This is a genomic window from Streptomyces sp. NPDC093546, from assembly GCF_044765045.1.
Classification (GTDB): domain Bacteria; phylum Actinomycetota; class Actinomycetes; order Streptomycetales; family Streptomycetaceae; genus Streptomyces.
Genome location: NZ_JBIWJG010000004.1, coordinates 215,001 through 239,250, shown reverse-complemented (window position 1 = coordinate 239,250; position 24,250 = coordinate 215,001). Strand labels below are relative to the sequence as shown.

22 protein-coding genes, 1 pseudogene and 1 riboswitch are annotated in these 24,250 nt (G+C 71.1%); of the genes and pseudogenes, 8 read left to right on the top strand and 15 right to left on the bottom strand.

Translation table 11 applies throughout. From position 1 onward, the window contains the following. Nucleotides 1-15 precede the first annotated feature (15 nt). The 5 genes from ACIRNI_RS10755 to ACIRNI_RS10735 all read right to left on the bottom strand — a co-directional run bounded on the left by ACIRNI_RS10755 (nt 16) and on the right by ACIRNI_RS10735 (nt 5,439). The gene (locus tag ACIRNI_RS10755; protein WP_403550264.1) at nt 16-1,167 is read right to left on the bottom strand and encodes a hypothetical protein; all 1,152 of its coding nucleotides are present in this window, start codon (nt 1,165-1,167) and stop codon (nt 16-18) included. A gap of 15 nt (nt 1,168-1,182) precedes the next feature. After that, a complete protein-coding gene (locus tag ACIRNI_RS10750; RefSeq protein WP_403550262.1) occupies nt 1,183-2,265 on the bottom strand; it encodes an NlpC/P60 family protein in 1,083 nt (360 codons plus the stop codon). Nucleotides 2,266-2,467: 202 nt separating this feature from the next. Continuing rightward, nucleotides 2,468-3,493, bottom strand: coding sequence for an NlpC/P60 family protein (locus ACIRNI_RS10745; protein ID WP_403550260.1), 1,026 nt, complete (start codon nt 3,491-3,493; stop codon nt 2,468-2,470). Nucleotides 3,494-3,785: 292 nt separating this feature from the next. Further along, a complete protein-coding gene (locus ACIRNI_RS10740; protein WP_403550258.1) occupies nt 3,786-5,150 on the bottom strand; it encodes an NYN domain-containing protein in 1,365 nt (454 codons plus the stop codon). 46 nt (nt 5,151-5,196) lie between these two features. Continuing rightward, nucleotides 5,197-5,439, bottom strand: a complete 243-nt coding sequence (locus ACIRNI_RS10735) for a hypothetical protein (protein WP_355367223.1) — start codon at nt 5,437-5,439, stop codon at nt 5,197-5,199. A gap of 160 nt (nt 5,440-5,599) precedes the next feature. Here ACIRNI_RS10735 and ACIRNI_RS10730 point away from each other — a divergent pair, with 160 nt between their 5' ends. From ACIRNI_RS10730 to ACIRNI_RS10700, 7 genes and pseudogenes are all read left to right on the top strand, one after another. Then, nucleotides 5,600-6,295, top strand: a complete 696-nt coding sequence (locus tag ACIRNI_RS10730) for a rhomboid family intramembrane serine protease (RefSeq protein WP_403550256.1) — start codon at nt 5,600-5,602, stop codon at nt 6,293-6,295. Next, a complete protein-coding gene (locus tag ACIRNI_RS10725) occupies nt 6,292-6,573 on the top strand; it encodes an Lrp/AsnC family transcriptional regulator (protein ID WP_403550254.1) in 282 nt (93 codons plus the stop codon). The genes ACIRNI_RS10730 and ACIRNI_RS10725 overlap by 4 nt, the downstream gene beginning before the upstream one ends. A 269-nt stretch (nt 6,574-6,842) precedes the next feature. Beyond that, nucleotides 6,843-7,229 (top strand): small hydrophilic protein, encoded by a 387-nt coding sequence (locus ACIRNI_RS10720; RefSeq protein WP_403550253.1) that lies wholly within the window; start codon nt 6,843-6,845, stop codon nt 7,227-7,229. Beyond that, nucleotides 7,192-8,646 carry a sensor histidine kinase gene (locus ACIRNI_RS10715; RefSeq protein ID WP_403550251.1) on the top strand — a complete coding sequence of 485 codons (1,455 nt, stop codon included), beginning with the start codon at nt 7,192-7,194 and terminating at the stop codon, nt 8,644-8,646. Before ACIRNI_RS10720 ends, ACIRNI_RS10715 begins: the two co-directional genes overlap by 38 nt. Then, nucleotides 8,643-9,302: a response regulator transcription factor gene (locus ACIRNI_RS10710; RefSeq protein WP_403550249.1), complete on the top strand. Its 660-nt coding sequence runs from the start codon at nt 8,643-8,645 to the stop codon at nt 9,300-9,302. Before ACIRNI_RS10715 ends, ACIRNI_RS10710 begins: the two co-directional genes overlap by 4 nt. A 97-nt stretch (nt 9,303-9,399) precedes the next feature. Then, entirely contained in the window at nt 9,400-10,806 is a 1,407-nt protein-coding gene (locus ACIRNI_RS10705; protein ID WP_403550837.1) for an SLC13 family permease, read from the top strand. Further along, nucleotides 10,803-11,986, top strand: a pseudogene (locus tag ACIRNI_RS10700) (glycerate kinase). Before ACIRNI_RS10705 ends, ACIRNI_RS10700 begins: the two are co-directional and overlap by 4 nt. Here ACIRNI_RS10700 and ACIRNI_RS10695 read toward each other — a convergent pair. From ACIRNI_RS10695 to ACIRNI_RS10670, 6 genes are all read right to left on the bottom strand, one after another. Beyond that, nucleotides 11,944-13,311 carry an aminotransferase class V-fold PLP-dependent enzyme gene (locus tag ACIRNI_RS10695; protein WP_403550248.1) on the bottom strand — a complete coding sequence of 456 codons (1,368 nt, stop codon included), beginning with the start codon at nt 13,309-13,311 and terminating at the stop codon, nt 11,944-11,946. The pseudogene ACIRNI_RS10700 and the gene ACIRNI_RS10695 sit on opposite strands and share 43 nt — an antisense overlap. 163 nt (nt 13,312-13,474) lie before the next feature. Further along, a riboswitch (SAM riboswitch) is annotated at nt 13,475-13,592 on the bottom strand. 93 nt (nt 13,593-13,685) lie between these two features. Further along, entirely contained in the window at nt 13,686-14,750 is a 1,065-nt protein-coding gene (gene trpD / locus ACIRNI_RS10690) for an anthranilate phosphoribosyltransferase (RefSeq protein ID WP_403550246.1), read from the bottom strand. Between the two features lie 138 nt (nt 14,751-14,888). Then, nucleotides 14,889-16,520, bottom strand: coding sequence for a cytochrome bc complex cytochrome b subunit (locus tag ACIRNI_RS10685; RefSeq protein WP_403550244.1), 1,632 nt, complete (start codon nt 16,518-16,520; stop codon nt 14,889-14,891). Beyond that, complete coding sequence (locus ACIRNI_RS10680) at nt 16,517-17,566, bottom strand: Rieske 2Fe-2S domain-containing protein (RefSeq protein WP_403550242.1); 1,050 nt, start codon at nt 17,564-17,566, stop codon at nt 16,517-16,519. The genes ACIRNI_RS10685 and ACIRNI_RS10680 overlap by 4 nt, the downstream gene beginning before the upstream one ends. Further along, nucleotides 17,563-18,372: a c-type cytochrome gene (locus ACIRNI_RS10675; RefSeq protein ID WP_403550240.1), complete on the bottom strand. Its 810-nt coding sequence runs from the start codon at nt 18,370-18,372 to the stop codon at nt 17,563-17,565. Before ACIRNI_RS10675 ends, ACIRNI_RS10680 begins: the two co-directional genes overlap by 4 nt. A 76-nt stretch (nt 18,373-18,448) precedes the next feature. Next, on the bottom strand, nt 18,449-19,069 hold the full coding sequence (locus tag ACIRNI_RS10670) for a heme-copper oxidase subunit III (protein WP_355367190.1): 621 nt from the start codon (nt 19,067-19,069) through the stop codon (nt 18,449-18,451). Nucleotides 19,070-19,244: 175 nt separating this feature from the next. On the opposite strand from ACIRNI_RS10670, the gene ACIRNI_RS10665 reads away from it, so the two are divergent. Further along, nucleotides 19,245-19,646: a hypothetical protein gene (locus tag ACIRNI_RS10665; protein ID WP_403550238.1), complete on the top strand. Its 402-nt coding sequence runs from the start codon at nt 19,245-19,247 to the stop codon at nt 19,644-19,646. A 3-nt stretch (nt 19,647-19,649) separates the two neighbouring features. Here the strand turns inward: ACIRNI_RS10665 and ACIRNI_RS10660 are convergent, their stop codons facing one another. From ACIRNI_RS10660 to coxB, 4 genes are all read right to left on the bottom strand, one after another. After that, nucleotides 19,650-20,906 (bottom strand): Ig-like domain-containing protein, encoded by a 1,257-nt coding sequence (locus ACIRNI_RS10660; protein WP_403550236.1) that lies wholly within the window; start codon nt 20,904-20,906, stop codon nt 19,650-19,652. Nucleotides 20,907-21,034: 128 nt separating this feature from the next. Next, nucleotides 21,035-21,433, bottom strand: coding sequence for a cytochrome c oxidase subunit 4 (locus ACIRNI_RS10655; protein ID WP_403550234.1), 399 nt, complete (start codon nt 21,431-21,433; stop codon nt 21,035-21,037). After that, nucleotides 21,430-23,181 (bottom strand): cytochrome c oxidase subunit I, encoded by a 1,752-nt coding sequence (gene ctaD / locus ACIRNI_RS10650; RefSeq protein ID WP_403550232.1) that lies wholly within the window; start codon nt 23,179-23,181, stop codon nt 21,430-21,432. The genes ACIRNI_RS10655 and ctaD overlap by 4 nt, the downstream gene beginning before the upstream one ends. Beyond that, nucleotides 23,178-24,146 (bottom strand): cytochrome c oxidase subunit II, encoded by a 969-nt coding sequence (gene coxB / locus ACIRNI_RS10645; protein WP_355367175.1) that lies wholly within the window; start codon nt 24,144-24,146, stop codon nt 23,178-23,180. The genes ctaD and coxB overlap by 4 nt, the downstream gene beginning before the upstream one ends. Nucleotides 24,147-24,250 lie beyond the last annotated feature (104 nt).

The window sequence follows — 24,250 nt, the reverse complement described above, 5'->3', positions numbered from 1 at the left end:
GGAGGGCGGAGGGGCTCAGCCCAGCCGCTCCCGCACATAGCCGCGCCACCGGGCGGTGAACTCCTCCGGGGTCGTGCCCAGCACCTCGCGCAGCGCCGTCGCCACGGCCTCCTCCCGGGCCTCGCGGCGCGGGTGCGCGCCCACCGCGCGGTAGAACGCCCGCAGCTCCGGCTCGCCCCAGCGGTCGGCGATCAGCGCGCAGGCCAGCCAGCCGCCCTCGTACGCGCGGGCCAGGGCGCCGGCGTCGCCCGTGAAGGCGAAGTCGGCGTCGGAGGGCAGCGCCGCGGGGGGCCGGCCGGCGCGTACCGCGTCCCGCAGACCGGGCGCCGCCTGGGCGGCCGGGTGGGCCGAGCCCCGGTAGGCCGCCCAGTCGGCGAAGCCCTCGGAGAGCCACATCGGGGTCGCCGCCGAGGTGTGGGTCCGGGTGGCCACGTGGGCCGTCTCGTGGGTGAGCACCATGTCCTGGCCGAAGCCGCTGAGCGCGTTGTACGCCTCGGGGTTGACGACCACCCGGTCCGCCGGCGCGTCCGGGCCGCCCCCGGCCCGGCCGGTCGTCACCGCCGCGATGCCCCGGTACCGGTCGGCCGGCGCGCCGAGCAGCGCGCCCATGCCGTCCAGCGAGCCGGGGACGAGCACCACCACGCGCCGGGCCCACGGCCCGGCCCAGGCGGCCGACACCGCCGGAACCGCCCGGTCCGCCGTGGCCGCGACCGCCCGCAGCCGCTCCGTGTCCTGCCCGGAGCCGAGAACCAGGCTCCGCCGGCCGCGTACGACCTCAACGGCGCCCTGGTCCCACAGCTGCTGGGCGGCGCCCTGCGCGGGCCGGTCGGACGTCACCTGCCAGCGGCCGTCCCGCCGTGCGAGCAGCAGGGCCCGCTCGGTGGTGACGGGGCCGCTGTCGTACCCCTCGATGCGGTAGCCGAGCTCCGCGCGGACGGCGGCCCGGTCGTCGCCGTCCCGCCGCGCCCCGACGATCCGGTACGACCAGGAGGCAAGCGGAACGCCGGCGAGGTCACCGGAGCGGACGGCCGCCGCCCACCGGTCCACCCCCGCCCGGAGCTCCTCGCTGCGCGCCGTCGTCCCCGGAGCCGTACAGCCGGAGGAGATCCCGGAGAACAGCAGGGGGCCCAACGCCGCGACCACCACCGCACGCCTCCGCACCACCACCCGGCGATCGTACGGTCAGACGCGCGTGACGGCCGAGATGGGCATCATGCCCACGGGGTCGTAGCGCACCGGCGCGCCGGGGTAGGGGGCGTGGACGACCTGTCCGTTGCCCATGTACATCCCGATGTGGCTGGCGTCGGAGCGGTACGTCACCAGGTCCCCGGGGCGCGCCTCGGAGAGCGGCACGTGCCGCCCGGCGTTGCGCTGGGCCTGCGACGTGCGCGGCAGGGCGACGCCCGCCTGCGCGTACGACCACTGCGTCAGGCCCGAACAGTCGAAGCCGTACGGTCCGTTGGCGCCCCAGATGTAGGGGCGGCCGACGGCGGAGCGGGCCGCCCGGACCGCGGCGGCCGCCCGCTCGGACGCGGCCTCGCCCGCGGGGCCCTCCGCCCCTTCGAGCGGCGGCACGTCGTCGCGCCCGGAGCGCGAGGCCCGGTCGAGGCTGTCGCGCTCCTCGGCGGAGAGGGAGTTGAGCAGCGTCCGCGCCTCGGCCAGCTTGCGCTCGACGACCCGCTTGTGGCGGGCGACGGCGTCCCGGCTGCGCTCCAGCTCGGCCAGCTGCCGGGTGGCCTCGGCGCGCTGCTGGCCCAGCAGGCGCTGGGCGCGCCGCAGTTCGGTGAGGGCGCGGCTCTGCCGCTCGCTGATCCGGTCGAGGGTCGCGGCCTTGTCGAGGTAGGTGTCGGGGTCGTCGGAGAGCAGCAGCGCGAGCGCCGGGTCCATGCCGCCGGAGCGGTACTGGGCGCCCGCGACCGTGCCGAGCGCGCCGCGCATGCGGTTGATGCGCTCCTGGCCGCGGGCGACGGCGTCCTGGGTGCGGGAGACCTGCTCGCGCAGCGCGTCGGCGCGCTCGTCGGCCTTGTTGAACCCCTCGGTGGCCTTCTCGGCCTCCTCGAAGAGCCGGTCGACCCTGGCCCGGGTGGTCTCCGTGGTGTCGGCCGGCTCACCGGGAGCCGCGCCCGCGGGGGCCGCGCCGAGAGCGGCCGCCGCGGTGGCCGCCGCGGTGGCCGCCGCGGCGGAGAGGACCGTGACCGTCGCGCTCCGGGTGACCTGGGTGAGACCCGAGAGACCCGACGGCGAGGACCGGCGATGGGACGCCACGAACCGCGCTCCCTTCAGCTGTGTGCGTTGCGCGCCAGACAGTAGCCGGACGGCTACGCACAGGCCAAAGGCCGTCCGCGGCCCCGGAGGGCTCGAACAGCGGCGCCCCGCCGGTAGACCACAAGGTCACCGGCGGGGCGGAGCGTCAGCTGGGAGTGTTGCGATTCCCCCGATCAGGGGAGTGTACGGGCGCGTCCCGGGGTCAGATGCGGACGCCGAACTGGAACGTGCCCAGCCAGTCCATCGACTCGTACCGGACGACCGTCCCGGGCTTCGGCGCGTGCAGGACGGTGTTGTTCCCCGCGTACAGGCCCACGTGCGACAGGCCGTTGAAGAAGACGAGGTCGCCGGGCTTGAGCTGGCTGCGGCCGATCTTCACGCCGTCGTTCTGCTGGGTGTACGTGGTGCGGGTGAGGCTGACGCCGGCCTGGCGGTAGGCCCACTGGGTCAGGCCGGAGCAGTCGTAGGCGTTGGGGCCTTCGGCGCCGGAGATGTACGGCTTGCCGACCTGGGTGTCGGCGGCCGCGAGGGCGGCGGCGCCGCGCGCGGAGGCGGGGACCTCGTTGCCCAGCTCGACGCGGTCGCTCGCGGCGCGGCTGGCGCGCTGCTCCTCCTCCTGCATCTTGGCGCGCTCTTCGGCGGTGAGCGTGTTGAGGAGCTTCTGGGCCTCGGCGAGCTTGCCCTGGAAGGCCTTCTTCTTCTCGCCGAGCGTCTTGCGGACGTCCTCGAGGTCGGCGAGCTTCGCGGTCGCCTCGGCGCGCTCCTGGGCGAGGGTGCGCTGCTTGGCCTGGATGGTCTCCAGGACCTCGGCCTGCTTGGCGCTCAACTGGTCGACGGCGGAGGCCTTGTCGAGGTAGCTGTCCGGGTCGGAGGAGAGGAAGAGCTGGAGGGAGGGGTCCATGCCGCCGGCGCGGTACTGGGCGCTGGCCACCGAACCGATGCTGTCGCGCAGCGTGTTGAGCTCCTCCTGGCCGCGCGCCACCTTGTCCTGGAGGGCGCTGATCTCCTTCTGGAGCTTCTCGCGCTGCTCTTCGGCCAGGTTGTACTGCTCCGTGGCCTCCTCGGCCTCGTGGTGGAGCTTGTCGACCTTGGCCTTGACCTCGCTCTTGCTCGGCTTGGGTTCTGCCTGAGCGGCCTGGGAGGACAGGGCGACGGCAGCGGCGGCGGTCGCGGTGAGCACGGTCACGCGGGCACGGCTCGGCTGCTTGGGACGACGGTGGGACGCCACGGAGGCGAGCTCCTTCTCCTTCGAGAGCCGCCTCGACCACTCGGGTGCTGCGCGGGGGACTGCGCGGGCGAGACGGTTCCTTCACTGTCACCCCGGGTGGGCGATCAACTGCGCGAAGGTTCGAGCAGACCCTAGTGACCATGCTGTGATCAGTTCAAATCCTCATACGGAAAATCTCGCTCAGGAGCCCCATTCTTTACACACATTCCACACTGCGTCATGAGCAGTTGACGGTACGTTGGCGCAAGGTACTGCTCAGAGTGGGACGAATTCGGGCAAGGGGCCCGGCACTTCACGAGAGCCGCGAAAGGCGCTTCAGCAGCAGCGCGGAGGAGACGGGCCGCGCGCCCGACTTGGCGACGCCGTCGGCGACCTCGCGGTCGGTGGAGACCACGACCACGGGCCGGCCCGACGGCTCCGCGCGCACCAGCTGGCGGATCAGCTCGTCCGCCGTCACGCCCGGCTTGGAGAACAGCACCCGCACCCCGCGCGGCGGCGCGAGCAGCACCGGCGCGGCGAGCTCGGCGCCGTCGAAGACACAGGTGACCTCCGCGCCCGTACGGGCCGCCAGCGCCGAAAGGCCGCCGAGCAGCCGCAGCCGCTGCTTCTCCAGCGGCATGGTCGGATAGCCGGTCTTCGTGACGTTGTAGCCGTCCACCACCATGTGCGCCTGCGGCAGCGCCAGCAGCTGGTCGAGCAGCGCCGGATCGGTCTCCGACAGGGCGCGCGCCGCGATGTCCTTGGGCGACATCCGGCCCGGCGCGACCGCGTCGACGGTGTCCGCCGGGTGGACCGAGGCCGGCGGCAGCGCCAGCTCGCGGCGCAGGCCCTGCGCCGACTCCAGGACGGTGTCGAGCAGCAGCCGCAGCCGCATGTCCTCCACCGAGCGCCCCTCCCGGGCGGCCCGGCGGCTGGCCTCCAGGGCGGCCTCCGTCTCACCGAGCCGCGCCTTGAGACGGCGCGTCTCGCTCTCGGCGGCGGAGACCTGCGCGGCCGCCTCGGCCCGGATCGCGTCGATGTCCGCCTGCGTACGGCGCAGGGCGGCCTCGCCCCGCTTGACGTCACTCTGCGCGCTGCGGAGCTTGCGCTGAAGCGATTCGGCTTCCTTGCGGGCCGCGTCCAGCTCGGCGCGCAGCCGCTCCGTCTCGTTGCGCGTCTGCGTCCGCGCCTCGGCGAGCTCCGCGCGCAGCCGCTCCAGCTCGCGGCGGCCCTCCTCGTCGGCGCGCTCGGCGTCCGCCCGCTGGGCCTCCTCGCCGGCCGCGGCGACCAGCTTCGCCCAGCCGGCGGGGCGCAGCACATAGGCGGCCGCGGCGACGTCGACCGGGTCGGCGGCCGCCGGCGGCGCACCCGACTCGACCGCGCCGGCCAGTTCCGGCTGCGCATCCTTGAACCGCTCGCCGATCCGCTGCCGGAAGACCGGGTCGCCCTCCAGGGCGGCGGCCATGGCGTTGCCCGCGAACTTGACCCGGCGGGACGGGGTGAAACGGGCGTACTGCCGCAACTGCGCGGGCAGTTCCGCGACGGTCAGACCGCCGAAGGCGTCCGACACCAGCGCGACGACCCGGCGCCGCACCCCTTCGGGCAGCGGGCGGTCGAGCGCCTCGGCGGCGTCTCCGGCCGCGCCGGCCGGTTCAGCACCGCTTGCGGGCTGCTCCACGTTCTCACCCCACTACCCGTCGTCCTCGCCCCCGCCGGGCCTCCTGTCAGGAGGCGGCGTCCGGCCTGTCCACCAGCTCGATCTGGTCCACCGCGTTGCACCAGCGGCAGCGGACCGACTCGATGGTCTCACTGACCACCTCGCGCTCCTCGACCTTCGGCTCACCGGCAAGGTCCAGATGGACGTACTCGACGACCTTGGAAGACCTGGTCACGTCGAAGCGCGTCAGATTGCCGCAGAGCGCGCACCGCCAGCGGGTCGTCGCGGTCGGCATGGGAACCGTCGTCATGGGTTGCCGTCCTCTTTCGTGCCGGTCGTGCCGGGTGCCGAGCCCGCGGTGCGCCATCGAACTGCGGATGTACTGCCCGTAACCCTACGGCCTCACGGGTACCCCTGTGGCCCGGCGAGGCACCCTGTCCCACTCCCTCCCTTTACGTCATGATCTGTGCATGATCGAGCGGGGTCCGGTGGTGACGTATGGCGTGATGGCGGCCTCCTGTCTGATCTTCCTGATCAGTCCGGTGTCCGGTCTGAACCACGAGTACGGCACCAGTGACGCGCTGCTCGCGGCGCAGAGCGCGTACTTCCGGCGCTGGGGGGTGATCCCCGCCGAACTGCTGACCGGCACCCCCGGCGCGCTGCCGTCCCCGCTGACGGCCCTCTTCGTCCACGGCAGTTGGCTGCACCTCCTCGGCAACATGCTCTTCCTCTACGTCTTCGGCGCCATGGCCGAGGAACGACTGGGGCACCTGCAGTTCGCCCTCTTCTACCTCGGCTGCGGCTACCTCGCGCTCGTCGGGTACGCGGTGGCCCACGCGCACTCCGCGCAGACCCTCGTCGGAGGCTCGGGAGCGATCTCCGGAGTGCTCGGCGCCTTCCTGTACCTCTTCCCGAAGGCACGCGTCACCAGCCTCTTCCCCTTCCTCTTCTTCCTGCCGCTGCGGTTCCCCGCCTGGATCGTGCTGATCTTCTGGTGCGTCCTCCAGTGGCTGGCGGCCCGCGGCGCCGGCAGCGGGCCCGGCGTCGCGTACCTGGCGCACCTGGTGGGCTTCGGCCTCGGGTTCCTCTACGCGTGGGTCCGGTACGGGGGGAGGGCTAGAGTGAAAGCCCAGACAGCGGGCCCCGAGGGAGAAGGACAGCCGTGATCACCGCGATCGTGCTCATCAAGACCAGCGTGGACCGCATCCCCGAGATCGCCGAGTCGATCGCCTCGCTGGAGAACGTCAGCGAGGTCTTCTCCGTCACCGGCACGTACGACCTGATCGCCATGGTGCGCGTGGCCAAGCACGACGACCTGGCGGACGTCATCCCCGGCCGCATCAGCAAGATCCCGGGCGTCGAGGCGACGGACACGCACGTCGCGTTCCGCACGTACTCGCAGCACGACCTGGAGGCGGCGTTCGCGATCGGCCTCGACGCGTAGGTTGCTCGCGCGGGGGGCGTGGTCGCTGCCCGGTGGGCGGCTTTCCGCTGCGCAGGGCCTGGCGCTGGTGGCGATTGCTTGCTACCCGGTGGGCGCGGGGCGTCAGCCCCCGCGTACAACCGTCAACCTCGCGTAACGCTTCCCTCGTGAGGGGGGTGGGGCCGAAGCCCGGGGGCTCGTGGGGGCGCGGTCCGGGAGCATGCGGTTCATGAAGGAGCCTTCATCTCGCGCTCATTCGCGGCGGCGTACGCCGCGCTCAGGATGGGTGCATGGCCTTCACCCACCGCATGGCTACGCTCGCCGCCGTCGTCGCCATCCCCCTCGGGATCGCGGCGACCAGCTATGTGCTGACCGACTCCCCCGAGGCGCCCCACGTGCCACCCGAGGTGGAGTTGGACGCCACGCCGCGGCCGGGCGGGAGCGTGAGCACCGGCGCCGGCGCCGGGAGCCAGAGCCCCACCCCTACGGCCCCCGCGCCCGCGAGCCCCTCGCCCTCGGCGGTGCCGCCGAGCCGGACGTACGCGCCCGGCGGGACGCCCGGAGGCACGCCGACCGACGCCGTCGTGCCGGTCCCGCCCGCCGCGCCCGCGCCCGCCCCCGCGCCGGGGGACGACGACGATGACGACTTCGGTGACGACGCCCTTGACGAGAACTGACCGCCGCGTCTCCGCGCGCGTACGGATCCTGCTCTGGCTGCTCCTGGTGATGGCGGTGGCGCTCGCCGCCGTGGCGATGACCACGCGGTCGATCCTGCTGCGGGACGTGGACCACCGGATCAGCCAGCTGCTGACGCAGGAGACGCGGGAGTTCGCGAACTTCGTCGACCAGGGCGTGGACCCGGCCGACGGTGCCCGGTTCACCGAGCCGCGCCGCCTGCTCCAGGTGTTCCTGCAGCGCCAGTACTCCGACCCCGACGAGGAGCTGCTGGGCCTGACCGAGGGCACGGGCCCCGCGCCGGACGTGCTGCGCCAGCCGCGGGACATCGCGGAGGACATCGCCCTGTACCGGGACCGCGACGCGCTCGCGCGGATCTTCGCGGCGGACGCCCGCTCCGGCACGCTGGAGCGCCCGCAGGGCGAGGTGCGGTGGGCGAAGGTGCCGATCAGCCCGGCGGGCACGGCGCCGCGCGGCGCGTTCGTCGTGGCGTTCCACGCGGACCACGAACAGGCCATCGCCGCCGAGGCGTTCCGTACGCAGCTGGCGATCTCGGGCGTCGCGCTGCTGATGACGACCGGGATCGGCTGGGTCGTCGCGGGCCGGATCCTCGCGCCCGTACGGATCGTGCGGCAGACCGCCGCGCAGCTCACCGAGCAGGACCTGACGCGCCGGATCCCGGTGCAGGGCCGTGACGACATCGCGCTGCTAGCGGAGACGTTCAACGCGATGCTGGACCGGCTGGAGCGGGCGTTCGCCGCGCAGCGACAGTTCGTCGACGACGCCGGCCACGAGCTGCGCACCCCCATCACCATCGTGCGCGGGCACCTGGAGCTGATGGGCGACGACCCGGCCGAGCAGGCGGAGACCATCCGGCTGGTCACGGAGGAGCTGGACCGGATGAGCCGGATCGTGGAGGACCTGCTGCTGCTGGCCAAGGCCGAGCGCCCCGACTTCGTGGCGCCGGAGCCGGTCCAGCTGGGCGAGCTCACCGCCGACGTGTTCGTCAAGGCGCGGGCGCTCGGCGAGCGGGAGTGGGTGCTGGACGGCGTCACGGACCGCGAGGCCGAGCTCGACCCGCAGCGCATCACGCAGGCGATGGTCCAGCTCGCGCAGAACGCCGTCCAGCACACCGTGCCGGGCCAGCGGATAAGGATCGGGTCGCGGGAGGTGGAGGCCCGCGTCGAGCTGTACGTCGCCGACAGCGGCGTCGGCGTGCCGCCCGACGACGCCGGTGTGATCTTCGAGCGGTTCCGGCGCGGCACCGCCCGGCGGGGCACCCGCACCAGCGGCGGCGCGGGGCTCGGGCTGTCCATCGTGAAGGCCATCGCCGAGAGCCACCGGGGGCGCGTCGAGCTGCGTCCCACCGAGGGCGGCGGCGCCACCTTCGTACTCGTACTGGAGGAAGAGGACGAGTGAACCGCGTGCTGATCGCCGAGGACGAGGAGCGGATCGCCTCCTTCGTCGAGAAGGGGCTGCGTGCCAACGGCTTCACCACCACCGTCGCCGCCGACGGCGACACCGCGCTCGACTACGCCGTCACCGGCGGCTTCGACCTGATGGTGCTGGACATCGGGCTGCCGGGCCGGGACGGCTTCACGGTGCTGCGGGAGCTGCGCGAGGCGCGGGTGACGCTGCCGGTGATCGTGCTGACGGCACGGGACTCGGTGCGGGACACGGTCGCCGGGCTGGAGGGCGGCGCGGACGACTGGATGACGAAGCCGTTCCGCTTCGAGGAGCTGCTGGCGCGGGTACGGCTGCGGCTGCGCACCGCCGCCCGCGCGCCCGAGGTGACGGTGTTGCGCAGCGGCGACCTGAGCCTGGACCTGCGCACCCGGCGGGCGCGCGCGGAGGACCGGACCGTGGACCTGACGGCGCGTGAGTTCGTGCTGCTGGAGCTGTTCCTGCGCCATCCGGGCCAGGTGCTGTCGCGGGAGCAGATCCTGTCCCACGTATGGGGGTACGACTTCGATCCGGGGTCGAACATCGTGGACGTGTACGTGCGCAATCTGCGCAGGAAGCTGGGGGCGCGGCGACTTGAGACGGTACGCGGCATGGGTTACCGCATGCCGTGACGCCGGGCGTAGATGAACTTTCCTTCACCAAGGGCTCATTGAGGGCTCACGGCGGGTGGAAACACTCGATGGTGTGACGCTCTCCCTCAGCCGGGCGATGTGGCTGGGTGCCGCGCTCGGACTGTGCGCGGTGCTGGCCATACCGTCCTACTTCCCCGGTCTCGGCGCCGACGCGCGCCTCACCCTCGGGGTGTTCGTCCTCGCCACCGTCGCCTGGATCGCCACGCCCGTCGACGACACGTACATCGCGCTGGGCGCCGGGCTGGCGCTCACGGCGACCGGCGTGATCAGCAGCGAGACCCTCTTCGCGACGCTGGGCGACGAAACGATCTGGCTGCTGATCTGCGCGTTCGTGCTGGCGGCCGCGGTCACCCGGACGGGGCTCGCGGGGCGGGCGGCGGCCTTTCTGGTCAGCGGGGCCCGTACGGTGCGCCAGCTGGTCCACCTCACCACCGCCGCGCTGGTGGTGACGTCGTTCGCCGTCCCGGCCACCTCGGGGCGGGCCGCGCTCGCGCTGCCGGTGTTCCTGGCGCTGGCGAAGGTGCTGGCGGACCGGGGGCGGCTGGTGGTGATGCTGGCGCTGCTCTTCCCGACCGTCGTGCTGCTGTCCGCCGTCGCGACGCTGATCGGCGCGGGCGCGCATCTGATCACGGTCAACGTGCTGTGGGAGCAGTCGGGGCAGCGGCTGGGATTCGTGGAGTGGCTGCTGCTCGGCCTGCCGCTCGCGGTCGTCTCGTCCCATCTGGCCGCCGAGGCGGTGCTGCTGACCTCCACCTCGCGGGCCGACCGGAGCGGCCCGGTGCACATCACGGCCGCCGACATCGAGGCGCACTCCCCCGCGCCGGTGACCGGGCCGCTGAGCATCGCCGAGGCGCGCTGCGCGCTGCTGCTGGCCACGGTGGTGGTGCTGTGGTGCAGCGAGCCGCTGCACCGGGTGTCGCCCGCGGTCGTCGCGCTGATCGGCGCGGTGGTGGCGTCGTCGCCCGCGCTCGGCACCGTACGGCTCAAGGACGCGCTGCGGACGGTGCCGTGGCCGCTGCTGCTGTTCATGGCGGCGACGATGGCGATGGGTGTGGCGCTCTCGGACTCGGGGGCCGCGGGGTGGCTGGTGGCGGGGCTGCCGGTGGACGCGCCGCCGTGGCTGTTCCTCACCGTGGTCGTGGCGGTCTCCACCGCCGCGCATCTGGTGCTGCAGTCCCGCTCGGCCCGCTCCTCGGTGCTGGTGCCGCTGGTGGTGGCGGCCGCGGCGGCCGCCGGGGTCAATCCGGTCACGGCCGCGCTGGCGTCCACCGCCGCGGCCGGGTTCTGCCACACGCTGCCCGCGTCGGCCAAGCCGGTGGCCCTCTTCGCGGACGTACCGGACGGCGTGCCCACCTACGCGCCGCGCGACCTGCTGCGGCTGTCGGCCGTGCTGGCCCCGCTCACCGCGGGCGTGGTGCTGCTGTTCGCCCTGACCGTCTGGCCGCTGCTCGGCGTGCCCGTCCTCCTGGAGTCCCGCCCATGAGCCACTCGTACCGCATCGCCGTCGCGCCCAGCGGCTTCAAGGAGTCCCTGTCGGCGCGGCAGGCCGCCGAGTCCATCGCCGAGGGGGTGCGGCGGGTCCTGCCGGGCGCGCGGCTGGACCTGATCCCGCTGGTCGACGGCGGCGAGGGTACGGCGGAGGCGCTGGCCGCCGCGACCGGCGGGCGCCTGGTGGAGTGCGTGGCGACCGGGCCGCTGGGCTCACCCGTGAACAGCCACTTCGCGCTGCTGGGCGACGGCTCGGCGGTGGTGGAGATGGCCGCCGTCGCGGGCCTCGCGCTGGTGGGGCCCGGCCGCCGCGACCCCGGCGCCACGACCACGTACGGCGTCGGCGAACTGCTGCGCGCGGCCCTGGACTCCGGTGCCCGCCGCATCCTCGTCGGCTGCGGCGACTCCGGTACGTCGGACGGGGGTGCCGGGGCGCTCCAGGCGCTGGGCGTGCGCCTGCTCGACGCGGACGGCCGCGAACTCCCGCGCGGCGGCGCGGCTCTGGGGCGGCTCGCGGCCATCGACCCGAGCGGGCTCGACCCGCGCCTCGCGGAGGCCGAGCTGCTGGTGGCGTGCAACCCGTACAACGTGCTGTGCGGCGAGCGCGGCGTGGCCCGGGTCTTCGGCCCCCAGAAGGGCGCCTCCCCCGTTCAGGTGGAAGTCCTGTCGGCGGCTCTGGAGCACTGGGCGGCGGCGCTGACGGAGGCGTTCGCCCCGGCCGCCGACCTGCGCGGGGCGCCCGGAACCGGGGCGTCCGGGGGCCTGGGAGCGGGGCTCGCGGCGCTCGGGGCCCGGCTGCTGCCCCGGTTCGAGGTGCTGCTCGACGGGCTGGACCTCGACGCGCGCCTGGCCCGCGCGGACCTGGTCATCACGGGCGAGGGCGCCCTCGACGCGCAGACCGTGCGCGGGAAGATCCCCGGCGAGGTGGCGCGCCGCGCCCGGGAGGCCGGGGTGCCGGTCCTCGCGCTGGCCGGCACGCTGGGCCCCGGCGCCCGCGACGCGGGGCTCGACGCCTACGAGTCGCTCGCGCCCGGGCCCGTCCCGCTCCAGGAGGCCCTGGAGCGGGCGGCCGAGCTGCTGGCGGACGCGGCCGAGCGGGCGCTGCGCACGGTGCTGGTGGGCACGCGACTGGTCAGCCGCGGTCGGGCACACAACGCCCGTCCTCCGTACGGTAGTTCCACTTCGCCCCGTCCCGCACGAGCTCCTTCACGGCCCGAACGAACCGGTCGACGTGCTCATCCGGCGTCCCCGCCCCGAAGCTGACCCGGATCGCGTTGAGCGACTTCTCGCCGGGCGGCGCCGCCTCGGGCGCGCCGCACTCGCCGATCTGCTGCGGGTCGCTGCCGAGCAGGGTCCGCACGAGCGGGTGGGCGCAGAACAGGCCGTCGCGCACGCCGATGCCGTACTCGGCGGAGAGCGCCGCCGCGAAGTGCGAGCTGTTCCAGCCGTCGACCACGAAGGAGATGACGCCGACACGCGGGGCATCGTCGCCGAAGAGCGACAGCACCCGCACCTCGGGAACCTCTGCCAGGCCCTCGCGCACCTTGCCGATCAGGTACCGCTCGCGGGCCACCAGGTCGTCGAAGCCGGCCTCGGTGAGCGCCTTGCAGGCGGAGGCGATGGCGTACGCGCCGATGACGTTCGGCGAGCCGGCCTCGTGGCGGGCCGCGGTGGTGTGCCACTCGACGTCGACGCCGCCGTCGGCGCGCCGGGCCACCGTGCGGGAGGCGCCGCCGCCCGCCAGGTACGGCTCGGCCTCGCTCAGCCAGTCGGCCCGCCCGGCGAGCACGCCGGAGCCGAAGGGCGCGTACAGCTTGTGCCCGGAGAAGGCGACCCAGTCGACGTCCAGCTCGCGCACGGAGACCGGGTGGTGGGGCGCCAACTGGGCTGCGTCCAGCACGATGCGCGCGCCGTGCGCGTGGGCGGCGGCGGCGAGCTCCCGCACCGGCCACAGCTCGCCGGTGACGTTGGACGCGCCGGTGACGCAGACGAGGGCCGGGCCGTAGGGGTCGCGGTCGGCGAGCGCCCGCTCCAGTGTGTCGACCGTCTCGCCCGGCGTGCGGGGCGCGTTGAGGTAGGTGACGCGGGCGTCCCTCCAGGGCAGCAGCGAGGCGTGGTGCTCGGTCTCGAAGACGAAGACCTGGCAGTCGGCGGGCAGGGCGGCGGCCAGCAGGTTCAGCGAGTCGGTCGTGGAGCGGGTGAAGACGATCTGGTCGTCCTCGCGGCAGTCGAGGAACTCGGCGACGGTGGCGCGGCTGTTCTCGAACAGGTCGGTCGACAGCTGCGAGAGGTACCCGGCGCCCCGGTGCACGCTGCCGTAGTACGGGGCGTACGCGGCGACGTCGTCCCACACCCGCTGCAGCGCGGGCGCGCTGGCGGCGTAGTCGAGCGCGGCGTAGGTGACCTCGCCACCGGTGACGAGCGGCACGGTGACATCCCGGCCCAGAACGGGCAGCGGCGTACAAACGGACTGGTCGGCGGCAGCGGTGAAGACAGACATGGCGAACTCCCGTACAGGGCAGGCGAATTCCACGCGTCAACGCACAGGGGTGCGGACGCGACGGAAGGAAAAAGGGGATGCCGAAGAAGGGGCGAGACGCCCTATCGCATTCGCTTGCTCACGAGACTGCTCCCTCGAGGACCAGGACCCCAGGGTGTGCAGGGGTCCGCGCTTGCCGCAGACCTCGCTGCCTGCGACCTGGTCTTCACCCGGGGCACCCCGCCACGGACGGAGGGTTGCCGGACAGCGGGCCGGGGCCGTAGTCGCTGTCACTCATGACCTTGAATGGCATCTTGCCATACGTCTCGGCATGCGCAAGGCGCAGTCCGCCATCCGGACTGCGCCTTGCCTCACACCTACGCCCGCTCGCGCGTTCAGCGGTGACTGGCCTCCACCCACCGGTCGAGGGCCGCGCGCGCCGCGCCGGAGTCGATCGACTCGGCCGCCTTGGCCATGCCCGCCCGGATCTGGTCGGCGAGCGGCGCGTCCGTCGGCTCCAGCGCCACCAGCGCCGCCGCCGAGTTGAGCAGCACCGCGTCCCGCACCGGCCCGGTCTCCCCGGCGAGCAGCCGGCGCGCCACGTCGGCGTTGTACGAGGCGTCCGCCCCGCGCAGGGCCTCGACCGGTACGAGCGCGATGCCCACGTCCCGCGGGTCGAAGGCCTCCTCGCGCACGGCCCCGTCGCGTACCACCCACACCTTCGAGGTGGCGGTGGTGGTCAGCTCGTCCAGCCCGTCGTCGCCGCGGAAGACCAGTGCGGAGGAGCCGCGCTCGGCGAGGACCCCGGCCAGGATGGGCGCCATGCGGGCGTCCGCCACACCGGTGGCCTGGGCCTTGACCCGGGCGGGGTTGGTGAGCGGGCCGAGGAAGTTGAAGGTGGTGCGGATGCCGAGCTCCTTGCGGGCGGCGGCCACGTGGCGCAGCGCGGGGTGGAACTTCACCGCGAAGCAGAAGGTGACGCCGGCTTCCTCGGCGACCTCGGCGACCCGCCGGGGCGTCAGCTCCAGATTGACGCCCAGCTTCTCCAGGACGTCCGAGGCGCCGGAGGCGGAGGACGCGGCGCGGTTGCCGTGCTTGACGACCTTGGCGCCGGTGCCGGCGACGACGATCGCCGACATGGTGGAGATGTTGACGGTCTTGGCGCCGTCGCCGCCCGTGCCGACGATGTCGACGGACGGGCCGGGCACCTCGATCAGGTTGGCGTGCGCGTACATCGTCCGGACGAGGCCGGAGATCTCCTCGACGGTCTCGCCCTTGGCGCGCAGCGCCACCGCGAAGCCGGCGATCTGGGCGTCGGTGGCCTCGCCGCGCATGATGCGGTCCATCGCCCACGCCGTGTCGTCGGCGCTCTGGTCGCGGCCCTCGAGCAGGCCGTTCAACACCACGGGCCAGGAGCGGCCCGCCGAGCTCGGTCCTCCAGCGGGTTGCACAGCGCTCATGGTCGCTCCTGGTGTCCGTGTGTACGGGGATGACCACAGCCTATCGAGCCACGGGCACGGCACAGAGCCCCGTCCGGTGAATGGACGGGGCTCTGTGCGGTGTGGCGACCGTGAGGTCAGGCGGCGAGTGCCGGTCGATCAGTGGTGGCCGTGGCCACTGGTGATCTCCTTGTACTCCTCCACGCTGGCCTTCGGGATCTGGTTGCCGTCGCCGAAGTAGCCCTTGCTGAGCTTGGCGCGGAGCTTCTCCGTGCGGGTCGGCTTGCGCTCGACGCCGTTCTCGTCGACCGTCGGGCCGATCTCGGCCGGCGTGTACTGCTCGTGCGCGGTGAGCGCGTGCAGCTGGGCCTGGCTGAGGGGCTCGTGGATCTCGACGAACTCGCCGTGCGGCAGGCGCTTGATGATGCCGGTCTCCCGGCCGTGCAGCACCTTGTCCTTGTCGCGCCGCTGCAGACCCAGGCAGATCCGCTTGGTGACGACGAAGGCGATGACCGGACCGAGGAAGAAGAAGATCCGGACGAACCACGTGATCGCGTTGATCGACAGGTGGAAGTGGGTGGCGAAGATGTCGTTGCCGCCACCGATCAGCATGATCATGTACGCGGTCACCCAGGCGACACCGAGCGCGGTCCGGGTCGGCGCGTTGCGGGGCCGGTCCAGCAGGTGGTGCTCCCGCTTGTCACCGGTGATCCACGACTCGATGAACGGGTACAGCGCGATCGCGGCGAGCATGATGCCGAAGACGACCAGCGGGATGAACACACCCAGGACGAGCGTGTGACCCCACAGGTTGATCTCCCAGCCCGGCATGACACGGATCAGACCCTCGGCGAAGCCCATGTACCAGTCGGGCTGGGCGCCGGTGGACACCTGGTCCGGGCGGTACGGGCCGAGCGCCCAGATCGGGTTGATCGTGAACAGCGCCGCGATGATCGAGATGACACCGAAGACCAGGAAGAAGAAGCCTCCGGCCTTGGCCATGTACACCGGCAGCAGCGGCATGCCGACGACGTTCTTGTTCGTCCGGCCGGGGCCGGGGAACTGCGTGTGCTTGTGGTAGAAGACCAGGATCAGGTGCGCCACCACGAGGCCGAGCATGATGCCCGGCAGCAGCAGGATGTGGATCGAGTAGAACCGGGCGATGATGTCGTGGCCCGGGAACTCGCCGCCGAACAGGAACATCGAGATGTACGTGCCGACGATCGGCGTGGACAGGATCGCGCCCTGGGTGAAGCGGACACCGGTGCCGGAGAGCAGGTCGTCCGGGAGCGAGTAACCGGTGAAACCGGTGAACATGCCGAGGACGAACAGCAGGAAGCCGAACAGCCAGTTGACCTCACGCGGCTTGCGGAACGCGCCGGTGAAGAAGACGCGCATCATGTGCACGAACATGCCCGCGATGAAGATCAGCGCGGCCCAGTGGTGGATCTGCCGGATGAGCAGACCACCGCGGACGTCGAAGCTGATGTCCAGGGTCGAGGCGTACGCCTCGGTCATGCGGATGCCCTGCATCGGCACGTACGAGCCGTGGTACTCGATCTCGTTCATGCTCGGGTGGAAGAACAGCGTCAGGTACACACCCGTGAGGATGATGATGATGAAGCTGTAGAGGCAGATCTCACCCAGCATGAAGGACCAGTGGTCCGGGAAGATCTTCCGCATGTTGGCCTTGGCCAGGGAGTAGATCCCCAGACGGCCGTCGGCCCAGTCGGCCACCCGCTCGCCGGCGGGCGCCTTCCGCTGTGCGTCTGTTGCGGTCGTGGTGCTCATCCGCGCTCCCAGAATGCAGGACCGACGGGCTCCTCGAAGTCGCCGAGCGCCTCGAGGAAGCCCTCGTCATTGACGCCGATCCGCAGCTGCGGAAGGGCGTGACCGGCCGGGCCGAAGATGACGCGGGCGCCGTCGGAGAGGTCGAAGGTGGACTGGTGGCACGGGCAGAGGACGTGGTGGGTCTGCTGCTCGTACAGGGAGATCGGGCAGCCCACGTGGGTGCAGATCTTGGAGAAGGCCACGATGCCCTCGTGCGACCACTCGAGCTCGCGCTTGTCCTTGATGTCCTCCGGCTGGATCCGGACGATCATCAAGGCGTCCTTGGCGATCTTCGTGTTGAACTCGTGGTCGTGCTCCTCCAGGCCCTCGGGCTTGGCGAAGGTCAGCGAACCCACCGCGACGTCCTCGGGACGCAGCGGCTCGTTCGTGTTCATGTTGATGAGCTGCTTGCCCTTGGCCCACGACGTGTGGAACAGCTTCTTCTCGGGCATCGGGCCCAGCTCGCGCAGCAGCACCACGCCGGAGAGCGGCACCATGGCCAGCGCGCCGAACATCGTGTTGCGGATCAGCGGGCGGCGGCCGATCGCGGACTCCCGCGCGCCGTCCGCGAAGTCGGCCATGACCTTGGCCTTGACCTCGGGCTCGGCCTCGATCGGGTGACGGTCGTCGGCGACCTCGTGGTCGGACATCAGGGTGCGGGCCCAGTGGACCGCGCCCGCGCCGATGCAGAAGAGCGCGATGCCGAGCGTCAGGCCGAGCGACAGGTTGGTCGCGCTGACGTGGCCGAGCGGCCAGACGTACACGATCTTGTCGACCGGGAAGATCACGAACGAGGCGATGAAGCCGATCGTGGCCAGCATCGACAGCGTGAACAGCAGGGCGACCGTGCGCTCGGACCGCTTGGCGGCCCGCTCGTCGATGTCCTGGATGCGCGGCTTGTGGGGCGGCAGCCCCGGGTCGGCGAACGGGTTCTCGGCTACCGCCGTGCCGTGCGCGGCGTCCTGCTTGTGCGGCAGGCTCTCTTCGGAAATGTCTTGGCTACTCATGACTTCTTGGCCTTAGCGGTGTGGGCCGCGACCCAGACGGCAACAGCGATCAGCGAACCCAGACCGAAGATCCAGCCGAACAGGCCCTCGCTGACCGGTCCCAGACCGCCCAGCGCGAAGCCGCCGGGAGTCGGGGTCTCGTCACCGTTCACGGTCTTGATGTACGCGATGATGTCCTTCTTCTCCTTCTCCGGCATGGTCGTGTCGGGGAAGGACGGCATGTTCTGCGGGCCGGTCTCCATGGCCTCGTAGATGTGCTTCTCGCTCACGTCCTCGAGGCTGGGCGCCCACTTGCCGTTGGTGAGCGCACCACCCTCGCCGGTGAAGTTGTGGCACTGGGCACAGTTCGTGCGGAACAGGTCACCACCGCGGGCGATGTTCGCCCCTTCGGGGCTGTACTGCTTCTCGGTCGGCGTGACCGGACCGGGGCCCAGGGACGCGATGTACGCGGCGAGCTGGTCGATCTGCGCCTGCGAGTAGATCTTCTTCTTCTTCGGCACCTGGGCGCCGGGCTGCTGCGCCGGCATGCGGCCGGTGCCGACCTGGAAGTCCACGGCGGCGGAGCCGACGCCGACCAGGCTCGGGCCGTCGGAGGTGCCCTGACCGCCGGTTCCGTGGCAGCTGGCACAGCCGACGGAGTAGAGCTTCTTGCCCTCCTCGATGGCGAGTGACTGGGCGGTTTCGTCGGCCTGCGCCTTGTCCGCGGGTGCGAACGCGGCGTACAGCCCCCCAGTGGCCGCCAGCGCGAGAAGTAGGACGACGACCGCCGCCAGCGGATGGCGTCGTCGTGCGGAGAGCTTTTTCACGGATTACCCCGGTGTCAGGATCTTCTGCGTCGATGCTTGCTGGATGTGTTCGGGCGTACCTGAGGTACGGGCCCGATTACTTGATCATGTAGATCGTGGCGAAGAGGCCGATCCAGACGACATCGACGAAGTGCCAGTAGTAGGACACGACGATGGCGGCGGTTGCCTGCTCATGGGTGAATCTCTTCGCCGCGTACGTCCGGCCGAGGACCAGCAGGAAGGCGATCAGGCCGCCCGTCACATGCAGTCCGTGGAAGCCGGTCGTCATGTAGAACACGGAGCCGTACGGGTCGGACGAGAGCGAGAGACCCGCGTCCTTGACCAGCTCGGTGTACTCGAAGACCTGGCCGCCGATGAAGATCGCACCCATGACGAACGTGATGATGAACCACGTCCGGAGCTTCTTCACATCGCCCCGCTCGGCGGCGAACACGCCGAGCTGGCAGGTGAGGGAGGAGAGCACCAGGATCGTGGTGTTGGTCGCCGAGAACGGGAAGTTCAGGTGTCCCGCCTGCTGGGACCAGAACTCGGCACCCATCACCGAACGAAGGGTGAAGTACATCGCGAAGAGGGCCGCGAAGAACATCAGCTCGGAACTCAACCAGATGATGGTTCCGACGCTGGTGAGGTTCGGCCGATTGACCGACGGGTGCGCGTGCCCGGTTTCTACTGTCGTTGCTGTCGCCACGACCGACATTATGTCGGTCGCTTATCCCGCCCTCACTCCGGGGGGTGCCGTTCGGTGTGTTGATGCGCTCCGTCCAGCCCGAACGGCCCATCCGAACCGGTGTTGACGCGGTGTGGGGAGGAGTAGCATCCGGCCCATCGGTACCTGCCTACCTGCCCTTGCCGCCGACGTACTCGGAGGAACAATGCAGTCGAGCGCCACCGTCCTGGTCTACAGCGACGACGCCAACACCCGCGCGCAGGTGCGGCTGGCGGCCGGGCGCAGGCCCGCGGCCGACGTTCCGCCGGTCGAGTACATCGAGTGCGCGACGCTACCGGCCGTGCTGGAGCGGCTGGACCAGGGCGGGATCGACGTCTGCGTCCTGGACGGCGAGGCGGCTCCCGCCGGGGGCATGGGGGTGTGCCGCCAGATCAAGGACGAGATCTTCCGCTGCCCGCCGGTGCTGCTGCTCATCGGCCGCCCGCAGGACGCCTGGCTCGCCACCTGGAGCCGCGCCGACGCGGCGGTGACGCTGCCGGTGGACCCGGTGGAGCTGGCCGACTCCCTGGCCGCGCTGCTGCGCAGCAGGCTGTCCGTGGAGGCGTGAGGGTCAGAAGGCGACCGGCCGGACGCGCGCCGCGTCGGCGGGGTTGACGCCCGGGCGGGCGGCGTCCACGAGGGCGCTGCCCGTGCGCCACTTGTCCCAGGGGATGTTCCAGTCGCCGAAGCCGTTGCCGAAGGGGTCCATCGGGCTTCCGCCGCTGTTGACGACGGCGACGATGTCCCCCGGACGGACGGTTTTGAAGAACCAGGCGGCATTGCTGGTGGACATGCCCGTGCAGCCGTGGCTGACGTTGGCGAAGCCGTGGGACCCGGCGGACCAGGGCGCCGCGTGGACGTACTCCCCGCTCCAGGTCACCCGGGTGGCCCAGTAGACGGGCAGGTCGTAGGACTCGCTGCTGCCGGCGGCGATACCGACGGTGGTGGACCGCATCCGGACGAACTGCTCCTTGCCGAGCACCACTTTGATGCCGTTGCGGGTGGCGAAGCCCGGTTTGCCGGTGGTCACCGGAATGGTGTTGATCACTTGCCCGTTGCGCTTGACCGTCATCTGGTGGGACGCCGCGTCGGTGATGGCCTCGATGCGGTCGCCGATGGTCAGGCTGAGGGGCTTGACGGGCCCGCCGTACAGGTCGCCGTCTATCCGTACGCCGGCGAGCTTGCCGGTGGCGGTGACGGACGCACCCGTGGGCCAGAAGTCCTTGGGGCGGAAGTGCAGTTTCTTGTCGTCCACCCAGTACCAGGAGCCCTCGACGGCCGGGGTGGAGCGGACCCTCAGGGAGCGTTCGACGGCGGCGCGGCCCGCCCGGGACCGTACGGGGACGTTCAGCTCCGCGGTGATGGGCTGTCCGACGCCGTACGTGCCCGCCTGCGGGCCGAATCGCACGTTCAGGACCTTCTTGGCGGGTGCCGTCTCGAATGTCAGCGTACGGGCGCCAGGAGCGCCGTCGCGGTCCTCCGTGGCGACCTTGACGGTGTAGCGGGCGCCGGCCGTCAGCGACCCCGTGGAGCGCCAGCGGCTGCCGTCCGCGGAGAGCTCGCCCGCCAGGTAGTGGCCGGCCTCGTCGCGGGCCGTGACGTCCGTGATGCGGCCGTCCTCCGCCTTGGCGGTGACTTCGAGCGGCTTGTCCAGCGGAGCCTTGCGGTTGCCGGAGGGGCCGTTGAAGGTGACCTGCTGGGCCGCGTCGTACGGATCCGCGGCGAGGGGGTGGCCCTCGGGGCCACCGCACGCGGTCGCGCTCGCTCCGGTGACGGCGACCAGCAGAGTGCAGCTTATGGCGGTGCGCAAGCGACTCGTGTGGCTCATGAGCACACCGTAGGAAGAGCTGTCGACCGCGGCACGCGGGATGCAACCAAAAGAGGGACCCGGTGACCTCCCTGTGGAGGTCACCGGGTCCCCGGTGAAGCGCTGGAGCGAACCGCGGAACCGTGGAACTACTGGTTCTGGTTCTCGCCCCGGTAGTACTCGAACACCCAGCCCCAGATGCCGATCAGGATCAGCGGCAGGGAGAAGTACAGCAGCCACCAGCCGAGGGCGACGCCCAGGAAGGCGAGGGCGCCACCGATGGCCAGGGAGAGCGGCTGCCAGCTGTGCGGCGAGAAGAAGCCGACCTCACCGGCCTCGTCCGCGACGTCGGCCTCCTTGTCGTCCTGCGCCATGGCGTCCACGCGCCGGGCCGTGAAGGCCAGGTAGTAGCCGATCATGACCGCCAGGCCGAAGGCCAGGAACAGCGCCGTCGTACCGGCCGGCTCCTTCGACCACAGGCCGTACACGATGGCCATGGCGAGGATGAAGATGCTCAGCCAGATGAAAATCTTGCCCTGGACCTTCACTTGCCGACCTCCTTGCCACCGAACAGCGCGGTGTCCTTCTGCCCGTGGTTCTCGAGCTGGCCGAGCGCCGCGATCTCAGGGTGATGCAGGTCGAAGGCCGGGGATTCGGAACGGATGCGCGGCAGCGTGAGGAAGTTGTGCCGCGGCGGCGGGCAGGAGGTCGCCCACTCCAGGGAGCGGCCGTAGCCCCACGGGTCGTCGACGCCGACCGGCTTGCCGTACTTGGCCGTCTTCCAGACGTTGTAGAAGAACGGCAGGATCGACAGGCCGAGCAGGAAGGACGCGATCGTGGAGATCGTGTTCAGCGCGGTGAAGCCGTCGGCGGCGAGGTAGTCCGCGTAACGGCGCGGCATGCCCTCGGCACCCAGCCAGTGCTGCACCAGGAACGTGCCGTGGAAGCCGATGAACAGCGTCCAGAAGGTGATCTTGCCGAGCCGCTCGTCCAGCATCTTGCCCGTGAACTTCGGCCACCAGAAGTGGAAGCCGGCGAACATCGCGAAGACCACGGTGCCGAAGACGACGTAGTGGAAGTGCGCGACGACGAAGTACGAGTCCGAGACGTGGAAGTCCATCGGCGGCGAGGCCAGGATGACACCGGTCAGACCACCGAAGGTGAAGGTGATCAGGAAGCCGATCGTCCACAGCATCGGCGTCTCGAAGGAGAGCGAGCCCTTCCACATGGTGCCGATCCAGTTGAAGAACTTCACACCGGTCGGGACCGCGATCAGGAAGGTCATGAAGGAGAAGAACGGCAGCAGCACACCGCCGGTGACGTACATGTGGTGCGCCCACACCGTCACGGACAGACCGGCGATCGCGATCGTCGCCGCGATCAGGCCGATGTAACCGAACATCGGCTTGCGGCTGAAGACCGGGATGATCTCCGAGACGATGCCGAAGAACGGCAGGGCGATGATGTACACCTCTGGGTGACCGAAGAACCAGAAGAGGTGCTGCCACAGCAGCGCGCCGCCGTTGGTCGGGTCGAAGATGTGCGCACCGAACTTGCGGTCCGCCTCCAGCGCGAAGAGCGCGGCGGCGAGCACCGGGAAGGCGAGCAGGACCAGCACACCGGTCAGCAGCACATTCCAGGTGAAGATCGGCATGCGGAACATCGTCATGCCCGGGGCGCGCATGCAGATGATCGTGGTGATGAAGTTGACCGAGCCGAGGATCGTGCCGAAGCCGGAGAAGGCCAGACCCATGATCCACATGTCGGCGCCGACACCCGGCGAGCGGACCGCGTCCGACAGCGGGGTGTAGGCGAACCAGCCGAAGTCGGCGGCACCCTGCGGGGTGATGAAGCCGGCCACCGCGATGAGCGAGCCGAACAGGTACAGCCAGTAGGCGAACATGTTCAGCCGCGGGAACGCCACGTCGGGCGCGCCGATCTGCAGCGGCATGATCCAGTTGGCGAATCCGGCGAACAGCGGCGTCGCGAACATCAGCAGCATGATCGTGCCGTGCATCGTGAACGCCTGGTTGAACTGCTCGTTCGACATGATCTGCGTACCAGGACGGGCCAGCTCGGCGCGCATGAAGAGCGCCAGCAGACCGCCGATGCAGAAGAAGAAGAACGACGTGACCAGGTAGAGCGTGCCGATCGTCTTGTGGTCCGTGGTGGTCAGCCACTTGACGACGACATTGCCGGGCCGCCTGCGCCGTACGGGGATCTCGTTCTCATACGGCTCGTTCACCGAGCCGTCGGCTGCCGTGGCGGCACCCTGAGGTTCGTTGAGGATGCTCACAGTTGGTTGGTCTCCGAGTTCCTGGCCGGGTCCGTCTGCTCAATGCCCGACGGGATGAAGCCGGTCTGCCCCTTCTCGGCCAGCTCCTTCAGGTGCTGCTGGTAGCGCTCCGGGGAGACCACCTTGACGTTGAACAGCATCCGGGAGTGGTCGACGCCGCAGAGCTCGGCGCACTTGCCCCTGAAGGTGCCCTCCTGGGTGGCGGTCACCTCGAAGACATTGGTGTGGCCCGGGATGACGTCCTGCTTGAACAGGAAGGGGAGCACCCAGAAGGAGTGGATGACGTCGCGAGAGGTCAGGATGAACCGGACCTTCTCGCCCTTCGGCAGCCACAGCGTCGGACCCGGGTTCCCGTTCTGCGGGTTCCGGGTACCGGGGATGCCGTAGTCGTAGACGCCCTCGGCACCCGCCGGGAACTGGTTCTGGTACCGATCCGGAATGGCACCGAGTTCCTTGGAGGACTTGGCGTCCGTGTCGGCCTTGCCGTCGACGTTCTCGACGTAGTTGAAGCCCCAGCTCCACTGGTAGCCCACCACGTTGATGGTGTGCGTCGGGTTCTTGGAGTGCTCAAGGAGCTTCGACTCATCGCGCGCGGTGAAGTAGAAGAGCACCGAGACGATGATGAGCGGGGTCACCGTGTACAGCGCCTCGATGGGCATGTTGTACCGGGTCTGCGGAGGAACCTCGACCTTGGTGCGGCTGCGCCGGTGGAAGATGACGCTCCACAGGATCAGGCCCCAGACCAGCACGCCCGTGGCGAGCGCAGCCGCCCACGAGCCCTGCCAGAGGGAGAGGATCCGCGGAGCCTCCTCCGTCACCGGGGTGGGCATACCAAGGCGGGGGAAGTCCTCCCAGTTGTACGAGCAACCGGAGGCGGTAGCCAGGATCAGGCCCGCAGTCAGCACCTGCGGCAGCTTCCGCCGCATCGGGCGCCGCGACGAGCGGTCGGAGCCGTTGGGACTCACGTAGCGCCTTCCCGAGAGTCTCGCCCGCGCGGTCGGCTGCGGCCGTCTCGCTGGTCGGTCGCCGGCCCTGACGCGGGCAGGGGTTTGGATGTTTATGCGGACCA